Here is a 16998-nt window from a genome sequence, read left to right as displayed (position 1 = left end):
TTTTTACTATTTGCGTTGTCACAATTGATGAAAAATAATTTACTCCTTATTATATTACTTTTCTCTTTGCTTTCTTTTGGTCAGCAGGGTACGGTTACTATTAACTGGAAAGACGGTGAAAAGCTTACTGTTACCGATAAGGTAATTGTTGAAATTCCGCAGTTTGATGGGGGTAATATGGATTACAGGTATTTAACTAAGGAATTGTTTTTTGGGCTTAATATTCCTGTTAGTGGTTATGTTGATGCTTCGTCACTGCAGGTTATAAATGTAGTGTATGAAAGTGTTACTGCTGATAAGCTTGGGGTTCTTGATGTTAATAAAATACCGGCAACAATAAAGCCTAGTATTGTGGCATCTCACGCCCGAGATGATTGGTATGCTTTTTTGCGGCTTTCTCCTATAATTAATAGTGGGTCGGGGTATAAAAGAGTAAAGTCTTTTTCTTATTCATTTACTACCGGGACGGCTGGGTTTAATTTTAAAGATACCCAGGTGGTAACTAATTCGGTATTGTCAACCGGTGAATGGCATAGGTTTTATGTGGAACGATCTGGAGTGTATAAAATTTCTAAAAGTTTTTTGCAGCAGCTAGGTGTTAATGTTAATGTTGATCCAAGGCGAATTAAAATATATGGTAACGGAGGACGAATGCTTCCGTTAAGAAATGATATTCCTTATCCTGATGATCTTGCTGAAAATGCTATTGCTTTTATAGGTGAAGAAGATGGTGATTTTGGTAATTCAGATTACATATTGTTTTATGCGGAAGGTGTGGATAACTGGAATGCTGAAAGTCAAACTCATTCTAACCTGTTTGCTGACAGGTCGTATTATTATGTTACTTCACAAGGTGGTAACGGTAAGCGTATAACTACTCAAGTTCAACCTACAGGTCCGGTTGCGGCAACCGTTACTTCTTTTGATGATTATTATTATCATGAAGAAGATTTAGTTAGTATAGGGAGGTTAGGTAGAAAATGGCATGGAGAGCAGTTTAATGTAAATAATAGTCAGGATTTTGAATTTTCAGTTCCTGATATTGATTTGAGTGTGCCGGTTTCGGTAACAGTTAATGCTGCTGCTAAATCGTTGGTGTCAACTAGTATGGCTGTTAGTGCAAATGCTCAGAGTTTGGGAGCTATTTCTTTTTCCGCCGCTCAGGATAGTGATGCTGCCAGGGATGGAGTAGGTGGGAATAATGGATATACAGCTACATTTACTCCTGCCGGAGGGACTATAACTGTGAATCTGTCTTATAGTAATGGAGGGGTGCCTGGTTCTAATGCTTGGTTGGATTATATTATACTAAAAGCAAAACGTTTTTTAAAAGGTAATGGTTCTCAATTCAGGTTTAGGTATAATGCGGCTTTAGGTAGTCTTGGGGTTTTAGAGTATCAGTTATCTAATGCTTCAGGTATAAATGAAGTTTGGGATGTTACCGATATATATAATGTAAAAAAGTATATTAATGAAGGAGGGCAAAGTCAATTCTCTTTCAGGGCGCAATCCGGAGAGGTAAGACAGTATGTAACTGTAGTGTCCTCTAATTTTTACACGCCGTTAAGGGAAAGTCAGGTCAGGGTGGCTAATCAAAATATAAAAGGTACTATATTTAATAATAGTCAGGGGCAGTTTGAGGATATTGATTATCTTATAGTGACTCCTGCCTCGTTAAATTCGGAAGCCGAAAGGTTGGCTAGTATTCATAGAACCAGAAGTGGGCTTAATGTAAAGGTGGTTGATCTTGAGCGTATTTATCAGGAGTTTTCTTCTGGTAAACAGGATGTGGCGGCTATAAGAAATTTGATTAAGTATGTTTATTACAATGCATCAAACGATGCTAATAAAATAAAATATGTTTGTTTGTTTGGGGATGCATCATTTGATTTTAAAGATCGTATTCCGAATAATACTAATATAGTGCCTACGCTTCACGGGTATGATCCTTCGGGTTCAATACCAAATTATAATTCTATAACAACATTTGTTTCAGATGATTTTTTCGTTCTTATGGATCCTACGGAAGGGGCTCAGCTTGGTAGTGATCCTGTAGGGCCTGATATAGCTGTGGGGCGTATGTTGGTTAGCAGTGTGTCGCAAGCCAGAGAGATGGTAGATAAAGTGGAGCAGTATCTAAATGAGGAGTCTTATGGACGATGGAGAAATGAGTTTGTTCTTCTTTCGGATGATTTAGACGATGGTGGAGAGCAGTTTGTTAATAAGATGGAAGGTACTTATAATGGTATAGTAGAATATAAGCCTTTTATTAATGTGAGAAAGGTGTATACCGATTCTTATGTTCAGGAGTCTTCGTCAGGAGGGTATAGGTATCCGCAGGCTAAAGAGCAAATAATAAGAACAGTTAATAATGGTGCTCTTGTGGTTAATTATTTAGGCCATGGTGGAGAGGACGGAATGGCTGCTGAGCGAATTTTTGAGAAAACAGATGCTCAAAGTCTTACTAATCAGTATAAATATCCGTTGTTTATAACGGTTACCTGTGAGCTTACACGTTTTGATAACCCCTACAGGCCTACCTGTGGTGAGTATTTGTATTGGAACAGTGCAGGCGGAGCTATTGGTCTTATAACTACAACCCGTTCCATATTTGTTACTGCTGCTTTTGGTTTTAATGATGTGCTTCCGGCAAAGCTGTTTGCGTTTAATGGGGGTGATTATCCTTCAATGGCAGAAGCTATGAGGCAGGCAAAAATTGAGTTTGGCAATAATAATTTAAGAGTTGTATCGTTTATCGGGGATCCGGCACTTAAATTAGCTATCCCTAGACCTAAGGTGGTGTTGACGGCGGTAAATGATGTTCCTGTTGATCAGTCGGTAGGAGTTTTAGAGGCGCTTTCTTTTGTGAAAATGACAGGGCGTGTTACAGATGAGGCGGGTAATTCATTAAATACTTATAACGGAGAGCTTGGGGTTACGGTGTTTGATAAGGAGATAGAAAGGCGCACATTAGCTAATGATGAGCCTGATAATGATAGTTTAAAGTTTGATTTTGATATTCTTGGGGAAGCTATCTTTAGGGGTAATGCTTCGGTAACAGGAGGGCAGTTTGAGTTTAATTTCGTTGTTCCTCGTGATATACGTATACCTGTAGGTAACGGTAGGGTGAGTTTTTATTCTAAAAGGAATAATGTGCTTGAAGATCAAACCGGGTATGATAATTCTATACAGGTAGGAGGTATAAATGAAAACGCAGAGGAAGATATTACAGGGCCTACTGTTAGGTTGTATATGAATGATGAAGCGTTTATATCGGGAGGGATTACTAATGATTCGCCAATATTTCTTGCTTTTCTTGAAGACGAGCATGGTATAAACACGGCGAGTGGTATTGGTCACGATATAATAGCTATACTAGACGGGGATGAAACAAATCCCTATATATTAAATGATTATTATGAAACAGATGTTGATAGTTATACCAATGGTAGTTTGAGATATCCGTTTAGCGGTTTAGAGCCCGGACTTCATACTTTAACTTTTAAAGCCTGGGATGTTTATAATAACCCGGTTACGGCAGAGTTGCAGTTTGTAGTGGTGGGTGATGAAGAGATGCGATTGGAAAAGGTGCTTAATTATCCTAATCCCTTTGTAAATTATACGGAGTTTTGGTTTACTCATAACAGGCCTTATGAGCCGCTTGATGTACAGGTTCAGATTTTTACTGTGAGTGGGAAAGTGGTTAAAACCATTAATCAGTCGGTCACTACCGAAGGTTTCCTTTGTAGGGATATAAAATGGGATGGACGCGATGATTTTGGCGATCGTATTGGTAAAGGAGTTTATATTTATAAGCTCACTGTGCGCTCGGCTTCAACAAATAAGAAGGCCGAAAAGTATGAGAAACTTGTATTGCTATAAGAAAATACTATATTTGTTACCTTAAAATTTTCAAAATAAAAAATGAAGAAAATAGTTTTATTTGTTCTTGTCCTTTTAGGGGTGCAAGTGGCAAAGGCTCAAACAACGACTCAGAGAGTAATTACTACAGGTGTTCCTTTTTTACTGATTGCTGCAGATGCCAGAGCAGCGGGTATGGCAGACCAAGGGGTTGCTACCTCTACAGATGTTTATTCACAGCAGTGGAATCCGGCAAAATATGCTTTTGCGCTTAAAGAATATGGAGGTTCTGCGAGTTATACTCCTTACCTTACTGATATTGCAAACGATATTTCATTAGCCCAGCTAACATTTTATAATAGGTTTAACGAGAGAAGTGCCTTTGGTGCAAGTCTTCGTTATTTTGGTTTAGGTGATATTGAGCTTAGGCAAAATCCTGATGATGAGGCTGTGGTAAGAAGTCCTAATGAACTTGCTTTAGATTTATCGTATTCACTAAAACTTAGTGAGCGTTTCTCTATGGCGGTTGCAGGTCGTTTTATTAGCTCTAATTTAAGAATTCCTGAAACAGCAGGAGGTGGTGATGCCAGTGCGGCAACAACATTTGCTTTTGATGTGGCGGGTTACTATCAGTCTGAAGAGATTCCTTATTCTGATTTTGACGGTAGATGGAGGGCTGGTTTTAACTTTCAGAACATGGGGCCAAAAATCAATTATAATAATGATGACAGCGAAGAAAATGCAAACTTCCTTCCGGCTAACTTAAGATTAGGTGGTGGGTTTGATTTTATCTTTGATGAGTATAATAAAGTTGGGGTAAATGTAGAGTTAACTAAACTTTTAGTTCCTACACCTCCTGCACTTGTTGAGGCGGTAGATGCTAACGGTGACGGAGAGATTACTCAGGATGAGCAGGCAACGGCTAATGCACAATATGCTTCAGATCTTCAGGATTACAGAAACACTGGTTGGGTTTCGGGGATGTTTAAATCGTTTGGAGATGCTCCCGATGGTTTTAGCGAAGAGCTTAAAGAGGTTACTTATTCTATTGGGGCTGAATATAGCTACCAGGATGCATTTATGTTTAGAGTAGGTTATTTTAACGAAAGTGAAATGAAAGGTGCGCGTAAGTTTTTATCACTTGGTGCAGGTTTTAGGTATAATGTAGTTAAAATAGATGTTTCTTATTTATTCTCTGCTTCGCAGGTAAGAAATCCTCTTGAGAATACACTTCGTTTCTCATTATCATTTAATTTTGGAGACGACTACGACGAATATTAGTAGTTAATCATAACAGTAAATAAAAAAGGGATTTGTTGCAAATCCCTTTTTTATTTTGTAGTGCAAAAAAAAGCCTAAAATACTTTGATTTATTTTTTTAGTTATTAACGGGATGTGTTATTTTTGCAATTCGCAAATTTGTGTGAGGAAACTTTTTGCGTCACAATCAAATTTTTTAAAGAACACATTTAGCAACATCTATTAGGAAATGAAAGAAATTACAAAAGAAGTTTATCTGAAATGGTATGAAGACATGCAGTTTTGGAGAAAGTTTGAAGACAAACTTGCTGCTTTATACATACAGCAGAAAGTTAGAGGTTTCCTTCACTTATATAATGGCCAGGAGGCAGTACTTGCCGGAGCCCTTCATGCAATGGACCTTTCAAAGGATAAAATGATTACTGCTTACCGTAACCACGTTCAGCCAATAGGTATGGGTGTAGACCCAAGAAGAGTAATGGCAGAACTTTTAGGTAAAGGTACAGGTACATCAAAAGGTCTTGGAGGATCTATGCACATCTTCTCAAAGGAGCATGGGTTTTATGGAGGTCATGGTATTGTAGGAGCTCAAATTCCTGTTGGAGCAGGTATCGCTTTTGCCGATAAATATTTTGAAACAGGTGGTGTAACCCTTACTTATTTTGGTGATGGTGCTGCGCGCCAGGGATCACTTCACGAAGCTTTCAACATGGCAATGCTATGGAAACTTCCTGTAGTGTTTATTGTAGAGAACAACGGTTATGCAATGGGTACTTCTGTAGAGAGGACTGCTAACCATACAGATATCTGGAAACTTGGTCTTGGTTATGAAATGCCATGTGGACCTGTAGACGGAATGAATCCTGTGAAAGTGGCTGAGGCAATGCACGAGGCTATGGAAAGAGCAAGAAGAGGAGAAGGACCAACTTTCCTTGAAATGAAAACGTATCGTTACAGAGGTCACTCAATGAGTGATGCTCAACACTACAGAACTAAAGAAGAGGTAGAGGAGTACAAAAAAATTGACCCTATCACTCAGGTTCTTGATATTATCAAAGAAAACAACTACGCTACAGAAGAAGAGATTGAAACAATCGACCAGAGAGTGAAAGATCTTGTTGCTGAGTGCGAGAAATTTGCAGAAGATTCTCCGTACCCGGATTTAAGCGTTATGTATGACGTTGTTTACGATCAGGAAAACTATCCTTTTTTACCACATAAATTACAATAAAAATGGCAGAAATTATTACAATGCCACGATTAAGTGATACCATGACCGAAGGGGTTGTGGCTACGTGGCTAAAAAAAGTTGGAGATAAAGTAGAAGAAGGAGATATACTGGCAGAGATTGAAACAGATAAAGCGACTATGGAATTTGAGTCGTTTCATGCCGGTACATTACTTCATATAGGAATACAGGAAGGGGAGTCGGCTCCGGTTGATTCACTTCTTGCAATCATCGGTAAAGAAGGCGAAGATATTTCAGGCCTTCTAAACGGCGGAAGTGCTCCTGCTGCGCCAGCTGCAGAGGAGAAAAAAGAAGAAGCTGCACCAAAAGCAGAAGAGAAAAAAGCTCCTGCGACAGAATTACCTAAAGATGTTAAGGTGGTTACTATGCCTCGTCTTAGTGATACCATGACTGAAGGTACTGTTGCTACATGGCTTAAAAAAGTAGGTGATAAAGTAGAGGAAGGTGATATTCTTGCTGAAATTGAAACCGACAAAGCTACAATGGAGTTTGAATCTTTCAATGAAGGTACACTTTTATATGTTGGAATTCAGGAAGGTCAGTCTGCTCCGGTAGACAGCGTTCTTGCTATAATAGGTCCTGCAGGTACTGATGTTAGCGGTATTGCCGATAACTTTCAGGCTGGTGGTGCCATTGAAGCAAAAGAAGAAGAAAAACCAGCTGAGTCTAATGCAGAAACTGCTGAAGCTCCTAAAGCTGAAGCTGCTGTTGTAACTAACGATGGCGGTAGGATTTTTGCTTCTCCGTTAGCCCGTAAAATTGCTGAAGAAAAAGGTATAAACCTTGGTCAGGTAAAAGGTACAGGTGAAAACGGAAGAATTGTTAAGAAAGACGTTGAGAACTTTACTTCTGCTGCTGCTCAGGCTGCACCGGCTACTCAGGCTGCTGTTGCTCAAGCTCCTGTTGCGCCAGTTGCAAAACCATTTGTTCCTGCAGGTGAGGTAAGTAGAGAGGAAGTTAAAAATAACCAGATGCGTAAAACTATTGCGCGTCGTCTTGCAGAGTCTAAATTCACTGCGCCGGAATACAGCTTAACTGTTGAGCTTGATATGGATAATGCTATCGCAAGCCGTGCTTTAATTAATGCAGTGCCTGATACTAAAGTGTCGTTTAACGATATGGTTATCAAAGCAAGTGCAATGGCGCTTCGCAAGCATCCACAGGTAAATACACAGTGGAAAGATGATGTTACTGTATACAACAAACATATTAGTATTGGTGTTGCTGTAGCTGTAGAAGACGGACTTGTAGTTCCTGTACTTCCGTTTACCGATTTAATGAGTCTTTCTCAAATAGGTGGTAACGTGAAAGATCTTGCAGGTAAAGCAAGAAACAAAAAACTTACTCCAGCAGAGATGGATGGTAGTACGTTTACCGTTTCTAACTTAGGTATGTTTGGTATACAGGAGTTTACTTCTATCATTAACCAGCCTAACTCGGCAATCCTTTCGGTAGGTGCTATTGTGCAGAAACCGGTTGTTAAGGATGGTCAGATTGTAGTAGGTAATACTATGACAGTAACGCTTACTTGTGATCACCGTACTATTGATGGTGCTACAGGTGCTCAGTTCCTGCAAACACTTAAACAATATATTGAGAATCCTGTAACTATGCTTGCATAAGCTACAGATGATTTATTATAGTGAGCCCCCATCCTTTTAGGTTGGGGGTTTTGTTTTGATTTTGAAGTTTTGTAATGTTATGAAGTTTAAAGAGCTTTTAGGAGAGTATAATGATTTAGGTAGAGCCTTAAAAGAGCCTAATCGTGTTAAGAAATTAAATGTTTCGCTTGATTTACAGGAGGATTTTTATTCGGTTGATTTTGCACAGTTTATTAATTTAAGGGAGTTGTATATCCATATGTGGATTGATGCTGAAGATTCACTTCTTCATACTATTGGGTCGCTTACAAAGCTTAAAAAACTATTACTTCTTAATGTTTCTTTTAAAGAGTTTCCTGAGTGGATTTTTAATCTGGTAAATTTGGAGTATCTTATGGTTAGGGGGAACAATCTAAATTATGTTCCTAATGGTATTTCTGCTCTTAAAAAACTCCATACTCTGCGTATTGAAAATTGTGAATTGAAATTTCTTCCGCATGATTTGTTTATGCTGGATAGTTTAAAGGAACTTTCGGTGGTGCATACTCCTGTTGCTATTTTTCCAGATATGCTGCCGAAAAATATTAGAGAACTACGTATTTTGCGACAGGAGGAAGATAGAGAGGAGTTGAGAAAGGAACTTTTTGATTTTCCTAAACTTATTGTGAAATAAGTCTGTTGTTTGTAAATAAGTCGATTAATTCGTTCATTTTTTGAGCAAAGGTCAAACAATAATGCATACTCCGATTTATTTCTTACCTTAGCAAAACCAAAAATAAATCCATGAAAAAAGCCGTCTTTTTAAGTGCATCGTTAATAGCGCTGCTAACATCGTGTGCTGCAAAAAAAAGCAATCCTGAAAACTATCAGGTAAATGAAGAGAGTGTGATAACTACACTTAAGTTTTTAACGTCAGATGAGCTTGAAGGGCGTGATAGCGGTAGCGAAGGTATTGAAAAAGCGGCATTGTATCTTGAAGATGTTTTTGCTAAAAACAATATAAAACCTTACTTTACTACATATAGGGATACATTATCTAACTTCCCTAAGCCGGCTTATAATATAGTAGGTTACCTTGAAGGGAATGATCCTAAACTTAAAAATGAAGTTGTAGTAATTGGTGCTCATTATGACCATGTGGGTATAGGGATGGCAGTAGCCGGAGACAGTATTTATAATGGTGCCGATGATAACGCATCGGGTACTACAGCAGTGGCCGAACTGGTGAATTATTACGCTAAAAAGAAAACCAATAAACGAAGTATTTTATTTTGCTTTTTCTCGGCAGAGGAGAAAGGCTTATTAGGTTCTAAACATCTTTCTGCAAAATTAAAACAGGCTAATATGGATGTTTATCTTATGCTTAATTATGAGATGATAGGCGTGCCAATGCCTGCCGGTAAAGACATGGTTGCTTTTATGACAGGGTACGGAAAATCTAATCTTGCCAATAAAATAAATGAATATACAGGTAAAACGTTTATAGGGTATTATGATTTTGCTATAAAGTACCAGCTTTTCAGAGCGTCAGATAACTATCCATTCTATTCTGAATTTAATATTCCGGCACATACATTCAGTACTACTGATATGGAAAGCTTCCATTATTACCATCAGCCTGGTGATGAATTTGATGAAATGGATACGGCTCACATGACTGATTTTATTCAGCAGATGATTCCCGTTACAGAGAAACTGATTAATGCAGATACCAGAGAAATTGTTTTAAAGAACTAAATGAAAAATATAATAATAACTGGGACAAGTAGGGGAATAGGCTATGAGCTGGCGTTGCAATTTGCGAATGCCGGTCATAAGGTATTAGCTATTTCCAGAAAAGTTCCACAGGCATTTATAGAAAACCAGAATATTTCCTGTCTTGCAGTTGATATTTCTGAAGATGATAATTTGCAAAAAGTGCATGATTTTGTAGCTAATACATGGCATAGTGTAGATGTTTTAATACACAATGCCGGTGCACTTGTAAATAAACCGTTTGAGCAAATTACCGCTCAGGAGTTTGAATATGTTTATAAAGTAAATGTGTTTGGGGTAGCTGCTTTAAACAGGGTAGTGCTTCCTTTTATGCAAAAAGGGGCTCATGTAGTTACTATAAGCAGTATTGGTGGAGTGAAAGGTACAGTGAAGTTTGCAGGACTTGCTGCTTACAGCTCTAGCAAAGGGGCTGTGATAACTTTATCAGAGCTTTTAGCTGAGGAATACAAAGAGCAGGGAATTGCGTTTAATGTGCTTGCTCTTGGTGCAGTAAATACCGAAATGCTTCAGGAAGCATTCCCGGGATATGAGGCGCCGCTTTCGGCTGGCGAGATGGCTAACTATATTTATGATTTTGCCTTAACAGGAAATAAATACTATAACGGAAAAGTACTTGAGGTTTCATCAAGCACACCATAAAGAAAGAATTTTTAAGTGAAACATGTAATAGAGCCTTATTTGCCTGAGCACGCCGTAGACAGCGTTTTTGAGCTGATTAGGGAATATGGTGTTCATCTTAAAATAGTAAACGACAGGGTTACACGTCACGGTGACTATCGTAGGGATGGTAACGGTTATCATCAAATTACGGTTAACGGGAGCCTTAATAAATACAGGTTCCTAATGACACTGATACACGAAATAGCCCATTTAGTGGCATTTGAAAAATATGGACGAAATATCAAACCTCACGGGGTGGAATGGAAGTCTACTTTTCAAAAACTAATGGTTCCTTTTATACGTCCTGAGATTTTTCCGTCTCAGTTGCTGCCCTTACTGGCAAGACATTTCAGGAACCCAAAAGCCAGTAGTGATACCGATGCTACACTGTCAATTGCCCTTAAGCAATTTGATGAAGTGTCAGATAAAAATTATATTTTTGAAATTCCATATGGCAGTCACTTCCGTATCTACAACGGTAAGATATTCCGTAAAGGTGCGCAAAGGGTTAAGCGATATGAGTGTCAGGAGGTTAGTACCGGTAAGGTTTATTTGTTTAATCCTAACGCCGAGGTTGAACTCCTGCCACATTAATTGTTAAATAGAGATTAAAGCGTTTTGAAATTGACTTTTAAATTAAAAACTTTATACTAATACAAAAAACGATTACCATATAATGAACGAAAATTATTATGCTGTTTTAATGGCTGGAGGAGTAGGTTCTCGTTTTTGGCCTGTAAGTACGGTTCAGTTCCCTAAGCAGTTTCATGACATGCTGGGTACTGGTGAAACACTTATTCAAAAAACTTTTTCAAGGCTATCTAAATTAATCCCTAAAGAAAACATACTTGTTTTAACAAACGATATATATAACGATTTGGTACTGGAGCAACTTCCTGATTTGTGTCCGGAGCAAATGGTACTGGAGCCGGCTATGAGAAACACGGCGCCGTGTATTTTATATGCTACTCTAAAAATCAAAAAACTTAACCCTAATGCTGTTATGGTGGTAGCACCAAGCGATCACTGGATTGAGGATGAAGATGCTTTTCTGGATAATGTTCAAAAAGCTTTTGACTGTGCTTTAAAACAGGAGGTTTTAATGACATTGGGTATTCAGCCAACTTTTCCTAATACGGGTTATGGTTATATTGAGTACAATAAACAGGATACAAATTTGATTAAAAAGGTATCTCAGTTTAGAGAAAAACCTGATTATAAAACGGCAAAAGAATTTTTAAACAGTGGTAACTTTTTATGGAATGCAGGTATTTTTATATGGACGGTAGAGTCGGTATTAAATGCCTTTGTAAAATTCCAGCCTAAAATGTACGAGCTGTTTGATGCCGGTTACGAACATTATAATAACCCTGAGGAAAAAGAGTTTATTGAGGAGAACTATGTTAAGGCTGATAATATATCTATTGACTATGCTTTAATGGAAAATGCAGAGAATGTATATGTTCTTCCTGCTTCGTTTGACTGGAATGACCTTGGTACTTGGGGATCACTGCATGAAAAACTGGGTAAGGATGAAAATAATAATGCTGTTGTTAATGCCAGGGTTTTTCTTGAAAATGCTACAAATAATATTATCCGTACTGACTCTGATAAAACTGTAGTTATTGATGGGCTGGATAATTATATAGTGGTAGACCGTGATGATATACTACTTATTTACCCTAAAGAAAAAGAACAGGAAATCAAAAAGATTACTGCTATTGTAACAAAAAACCAATAGACTTTAGTAAAATGCTATTTTGTTAAATTTAACATTTAATTAAGGAATTAAGTGTTAATGCTTTATATTTATTAATGCCAATCAGTAAAGTAGCTTGATGGCCTGTTTTTAGTTTATATCTGTTTCATTTAATAAGTATACGTTTTAGTTAAGTATGTATTTTATGCAACGTATTTCTGGTTTTTGATTACAGGTACTCCTTGCTTATAAAGTTTGGATAAGCTTATTATAGGTTCCTTTTTCATTGTTTTTGTTTTTTCATTACGGATTTAGCCGAAGTTATTTTTAAACAATAAATAGCGATGGGGATTACAACTATTTGTATGGTGAACAGCATCTTATACAATAAGTGCTTGCATGATTATAAAATAGTATATGTAGTATAATGGCTGCATAGCTGTGGAGTAGTGTGCATTTTCTTGAATCAACCAACAAAACCGCTATATAATGAACATAAGCCTTACTGTAAAGCGATTACTTTTTATGTTTTCGCTCCTATTGTTTAGTATGGCAACTTTCGCAAAGTTACCTGATTTTACTTTAACGGTTACTCCAACTGCTCAAACCTGTTTCGGGAATGGTGCTTTGGGTTTTTCGGTACCAGGGGTAAACCCGTTGGCAAGTATAGATTATACCATATACCTTTTGCCCGATACTACAGCTCCCGTAGGAATTATTACTTCATCTGCATACAATAATCTTCATGCCGGAGATTATATGGTTGTAGCTACACAATCCTTATCAGGGCAGTCAAACACACAAATAATAATATCAGAAATGTCTGCTGGTATTTATACTGTAGCGGTTACAAATCCTGATGGTTGTAGTGTAATGGCATCTGTAAATATTGAAAATACTTATTGCAGAATTCCTAGAGCTATATCTCCAGGAGATAGTGATTTTAATAATGAGTTTGACTTGTCTAATCTAGGGGTGCAAAACCTAAAGATATTTAACCGATATGGACTTAAAGTGTATGATAAAGGTGAACTTTCTACAGATACCTATTATTATGTAGTTACACTCTCTGTAGGGAAACAGGTAACCGGATGGGTTTACCTTCAAAGAAGAACAAACTAAACGACTATAAATTATGTATGGAAATTTTACTCAACTAAAACGATTGTTATTTGTACTATCGTTGTTGTTGTCATGTACAGCAACATTTGCCCAGTTGCCTTCATTTACCGTTTCGGCGACAGCAACACCTCAAGCCTGTTTAGGTAATGGGTCTATATCCCTTACCGTGTCAGGGACTAACCCTTCTGCTACTGTTGATTATGCCGTATATTTATTGCCCGATACGACTAATGCAGTAGCTAACACAACCTCATCTACAATAAATAGTCTTGAAGATGGTGACTATCTCATTATTGCTACGCAATCATTGGGAGGAGAATCAAATACAGCCTCAACAAATATTACTATAGCCGATGAAACTGAAGAGCTTTCCTATAGTATTGCCGGCACTAATATATATTGTGGTAATGACGGAGTTTTGTTAATAAATGTTGTATCTGGTAGTGGTCCTTTTACATATGAAATAATGTCGGGTCCGGTTACTTTTCCTGAACAGGCTTCAAATGTGTTTAATAACCTGCCTCCTGGAACATATCAGGTAAGGGTACACGATGCATGTGGTGATGCAGATGTGGTTACTCACCAGTTAATTACAGCTCAGCCGGGCTTTTATATGGAAGATCCGGGACTTGATTATACTGTTCTTCCCTCATGTGATACTGTAAATATAGGTTTTCTGTATACCAATGGGGGAAGTAATACAGAGGTATTTTTCCCTCTTGTATTTCAGTTTACTGTTTATCCTCCGGGAGGAGGTGCTCCTATTATAGTAACTGAAAACGTTGCATCTGGAGACCCAACAGGTATTAATGCTTTAACGACAGAAATTCCTTTCTATAATGATCAGGAATATACTTATGATATACAGATTACCGATAAATGTGGTAATGTTTTTAATCATGATGATGTAGAAGTTGATGACACTATTAATTTCGCCCTTTTTGACAATAACCTTGGGTGTGAGGAATTTATTATGACTATTGCGCCGTCTTTGTATATGCCTCCTTTTCAGGTAACTTTTTTAAGTGCTCCGGCAGGTTTTGTACCGGCTAATTTTAATCCGTCACATCCTACATTTAGTACCCCAGAGGCTGTATACGGTTCTTTTAGCAATCCATTACCTATGGGGAGTTATAGTGTACAGGTTACAGATGCCTGCGGTAATAGTGTAGTTCAGGATATTGAACTTACTAATGAGGGTGAACCTAGTTTTTTAACAAGTGTAAATCCTACAACCTGTTTAGGTCAAATTGATATAGCTTTTGATGCACGTGTTTTAGTGGGGGCAGAAATAATTGCTGCTCCTGATGCATATCCTAATGCATTACCGGATGATGTGTCTGAATTTATATCTGATACAGGAGTGTTATTGACTCATATGCCGATAGGTACCTATACAATTGTAGTTACCGATGCCTGTGGGGACGATTATACACTTGAAATTGAAATTACTCCGTCGGGCGCTGACACAGGATTAACTTTTGATCAACTACCGGGGTGTGCCTTAGGTTATGGATCGGTTAAGTTCTTTATATCTGGTAATAATATTGCTACTGCAGAAATTACTTCTGCTCCGGCTACCTTTACCGAAACACTTCCTTATGATATATCCTTTAATGTTTCAGATGGACAAGTGTATATGAATTCGCTTCCGGCAGGTAATTATACTTTTACAACTATTGATAATTGTGGTATAGAACATGTTGATTCTGTACTAATTGAAGGTTATGAGGATAATCTTGAAAATATAGACATTATACCATATTGTGGATCGTTTGATTTGCAGTTTTCTCATACAGCAAATAGTAACTTTGCTGTTTCCTACTGGTTGCAAAAATATGATGAAGCTACTGATATGTGGGGGCATCCGCTAACAGGCAGTGCGTATACAGAAGGAGGTCAGCCAAACGGTACAAATTCAAAATTAATAGACAACGATGATCCAAACCTTAATTTACCTTATTTGGGACATTTTAGGATAATAAGAGTTTTCTTTGTGTACTCTAATGGTATGGCACCAACAACACGATGTGTTTCTACAATACATGAATTTGATTTTGATGGACAGCCTAAAATTGTTGATATATACAGCCTGCCTTGCGGAAATGATGGTATGTATGTAGCTGTAGAGGCCGAAGGTATAGCGCCTCTTCAATATAGTATTACACAACCCACAGTAATTGATAACGGTACAGATAATGTATTTGCAAGCCTTACCCCGGGTACCTATAACTTTAGGGTTACTGATGCCTGTGGTAATTTTAGAAATGTACAAATGGATATAAGTGATCTTGAACAGGTGGAAATTATTGGTACAGGACTTTGTGACGGTGCCGAAGGGCAACTGGCTGTATCGCAGTTTTCATTCTTTACTTATGAATGGTGGAAAGAGGGAGCTCCAAATACTATTTTAAGTACAGCTAATTTATTAGATTTTACTCCGTTTAATTCTGATACCGATGCCGGAACTTATTATGTGAAAATGACTTCTACCGGAGGGATAGAGTGTGAGCAGGTGTTGGAATATGTTGTTGAACCGGCATCGGCAGCTAATGCCGGAGATGATGATACTGTAACATACTGTAATGATGAGCAGCCTGTAAATCTAAGCGACTTTTTAAGTAACCCGCATGATGAAGGTGGTACATGGACTGATGTTAGCGGTAGTGGTGCGCTTTCGGGTGATACACTAACAACAGCAGGACTTGCAGCCGGTACATATCAGTTTAGGTATCGTGTAACCGATATGTGTGATAATATGGATGAGGCTATCATTATAGTAGAGTTAAGGAATATTCCTGATGCTCCCGAAGCCGATCCTGTAGCCGCTGTGTGTGAAGGTGAGAATGTTCAGCTATCGGCGACTACAGTTCCTAATGCAACTTATGAGTGGATAGGGCCTGATAATTTTAGTTCTACAGATCAAAACCCTATGCTTACAGGAGCCGGAATGACAGCTAATGGTACTTATCAGGTAAGAGTACTTGTGGACGGATGTACTTCATCTTTTGCTTCGGTTGATGTTGGGATAAAAGAATCTCCTGATTTTACTATAAATGGTGATACTTCACTTTGTGAAGGACAGTCTGGTCTACTTAATGTAGCACCGTCTAATTTTGATGAAAATGCGGTGACTTATCAATGGTATTATGAGTCTGATTTACTTGATGGGGTAGATGCTGCGACTATTGAAATATTTGAAGTAGGTCAATACCATGTTGAAGTTAATAATGACGGCTGTGTTAGTGAAGAGGTGATTCAGGTTAACAGAAATACCAATGCTTTTGATGTAGTATTGGATAACGGCTGTAATGATTTTGAATATGTAATAACAGTAGTTAATCAGGGAGAACTTGAGGGGGCTACTTATAGTTGGGCAGGACCGGAAGGATTTAATGCCAGCGGACCGGAAGTAGTAATATCTGAAATGGCGGCAGGAACATATACTGTTGAAGTTACCAATACTGATGGTTGTACGGCTATTGCTTCTGTAGATATAGAGAATACTTATTGCAGAATTCCTAAAGGAATTTCTCCGGGGAATGATGGTATGAATGACACTTTTGACCTTTCTAACCTTGAAGTGCAGGAGCTGCTTATATTTAACCGATACGGACTTAAAGTATATGAGAAAGAAGGCTACCTAAACGAATGGCATGGTCAGTCTGATAAAGGAGATTTGCCTACAGGTACTTATTACTATGTGGCTACCTTATCTGCAGGGAAACAGGTAACCGGGTGGGTTTACCTTAACAGGCAGGAAAATTAAT

At 38.0% G+C, this 16998-nt stretch carries 11 protein-coding genes; all 11 read left to right on the top strand.

What is annotated here, in order from left to right; genetic code table 11:
- Nucleotides 1-27 precede the first annotated feature (27 nt).
- The 11 genes from porU to GN157_RS08450 all read left to right on the top strand — a co-directional run bounded on the left by porU (nt 28) and on the right by GN157_RS08450 (nt 16997).
- A complete protein-coding gene (porU, locus tag GN157_RS08495; RefSeq protein ID WP_157482914.1) occupies nt 28-3882 on the top strand; it encodes a type IX secretion system sortase PorU in 3855 nt (1284 codons plus the stop codon).
- A 42-nt stretch (nt 3883-3924) separates the two neighbouring features.
- Nucleotides 3925-5142, top strand: a complete 1218-nt coding sequence (porV, locus tag GN157_RS08490) for a type IX secretion system outer membrane channel protein PorV (RefSeq protein WP_157482912.1) — start codon at nt 3925-3927, stop codon at nt 5140-5142.
- A gap of 208 nt (nt 5143-5350) precedes the next feature.
- Nucleotides 5351-6352, top strand: a complete 1002-nt coding sequence (gene pdhA / locus GN157_RS08485) for a pyruvate dehydrogenase (acetyl-transferring) E1 component subunit alpha (protein ID WP_157482910.1) — start codon at nt 5351-5353, stop codon at nt 6350-6352.
- A gap of 2 nt (nt 6353-6354) precedes the next feature.
- On the top strand, nt 6355-7992 hold the full coding sequence (locus tag GN157_RS08480; RefSeq protein ID WP_157482908.1) for a 2-oxo acid dehydrogenase subunit E2: 1638 nt from the start codon (nt 6355-6357) through the stop codon (nt 7990-7992).
- Nucleotides 7993-8071: 79 nt separating this feature from the next.
- The gene (locus GN157_RS08475; RefSeq protein ID WP_157482906.1) at nt 8072-8644 is read left to right on the top strand and encodes a leucine-rich repeat domain-containing protein; all 573 of its coding nucleotides are present in this window, start codon (nt 8072-8074) and stop codon (nt 8642-8644) included.
- Nucleotides 8645-8754: 110 nt separating this feature from the next.
- Nucleotides 8755-9708: a M28 family metallopeptidase gene (locus GN157_RS17835; protein ID WP_197429422.1), complete on the top strand. Its 954-nt coding sequence runs from the start codon at nt 8755-8757 to the stop codon at nt 9706-9708.
- Nucleotides 9709-10386, top strand: coding sequence for an SDR family NAD(P)-dependent oxidoreductase (locus tag GN157_RS17830; protein ID WP_197429421.1), 678 nt, complete (start codon nt 9709-9711; stop codon nt 10384-10386).
- A gap of 15 nt (nt 10387-10401) precedes the next feature.
- Nucleotides 10402-11001, top strand: coding sequence for a SprT-like domain-containing protein (locus tag GN157_RS08465; RefSeq protein ID WP_317163522.1), 600 nt, complete (start codon nt 10402-10404; stop codon nt 10999-11001).
- A gap of 82 nt (nt 11002-11083) precedes the next feature.
- Complete coding sequence (locus tag GN157_RS08460; protein ID WP_157482904.1) at nt 11084-12148, top strand: mannose-1-phosphate guanylyltransferase; 1065 nt, start codon at nt 11084-11086, stop codon at nt 12146-12148.
- A 447-nt stretch (nt 12149-12595) separates the two neighbouring features.
- On the top strand, nt 12596-13228 hold the full coding sequence (locus GN157_RS08455) for a hypothetical protein (RefSeq protein ID WP_157482902.1): 633 nt from the start codon (nt 12596-12598) through the stop codon (nt 13226-13228).
- 13 nt (nt 13229-13241) lie between these two features.
- Entirely contained in the window at nt 13242-16997 is a 3756-nt protein-coding gene (locus tag GN157_RS08450) for a gliding motility-associated C-terminal domain-containing protein (protein WP_157482900.1), read from the top strand.
- Nucleotide 16998 lies beyond the last annotated feature (1 nt).

The organism is Flavobacterium rakeshii, assembly GCF_009741375.1.
GTDB lineage: Bacteria > Bacteroidota > Bacteroidia > Flavobacteriales > Flavobacteriaceae > Flavobacterium > Flavobacterium rakeshii.
Note: the sequence above shows the minus strand (reverse complement) of the source record. Positions and strands in the feature narration are given on the sequence as shown.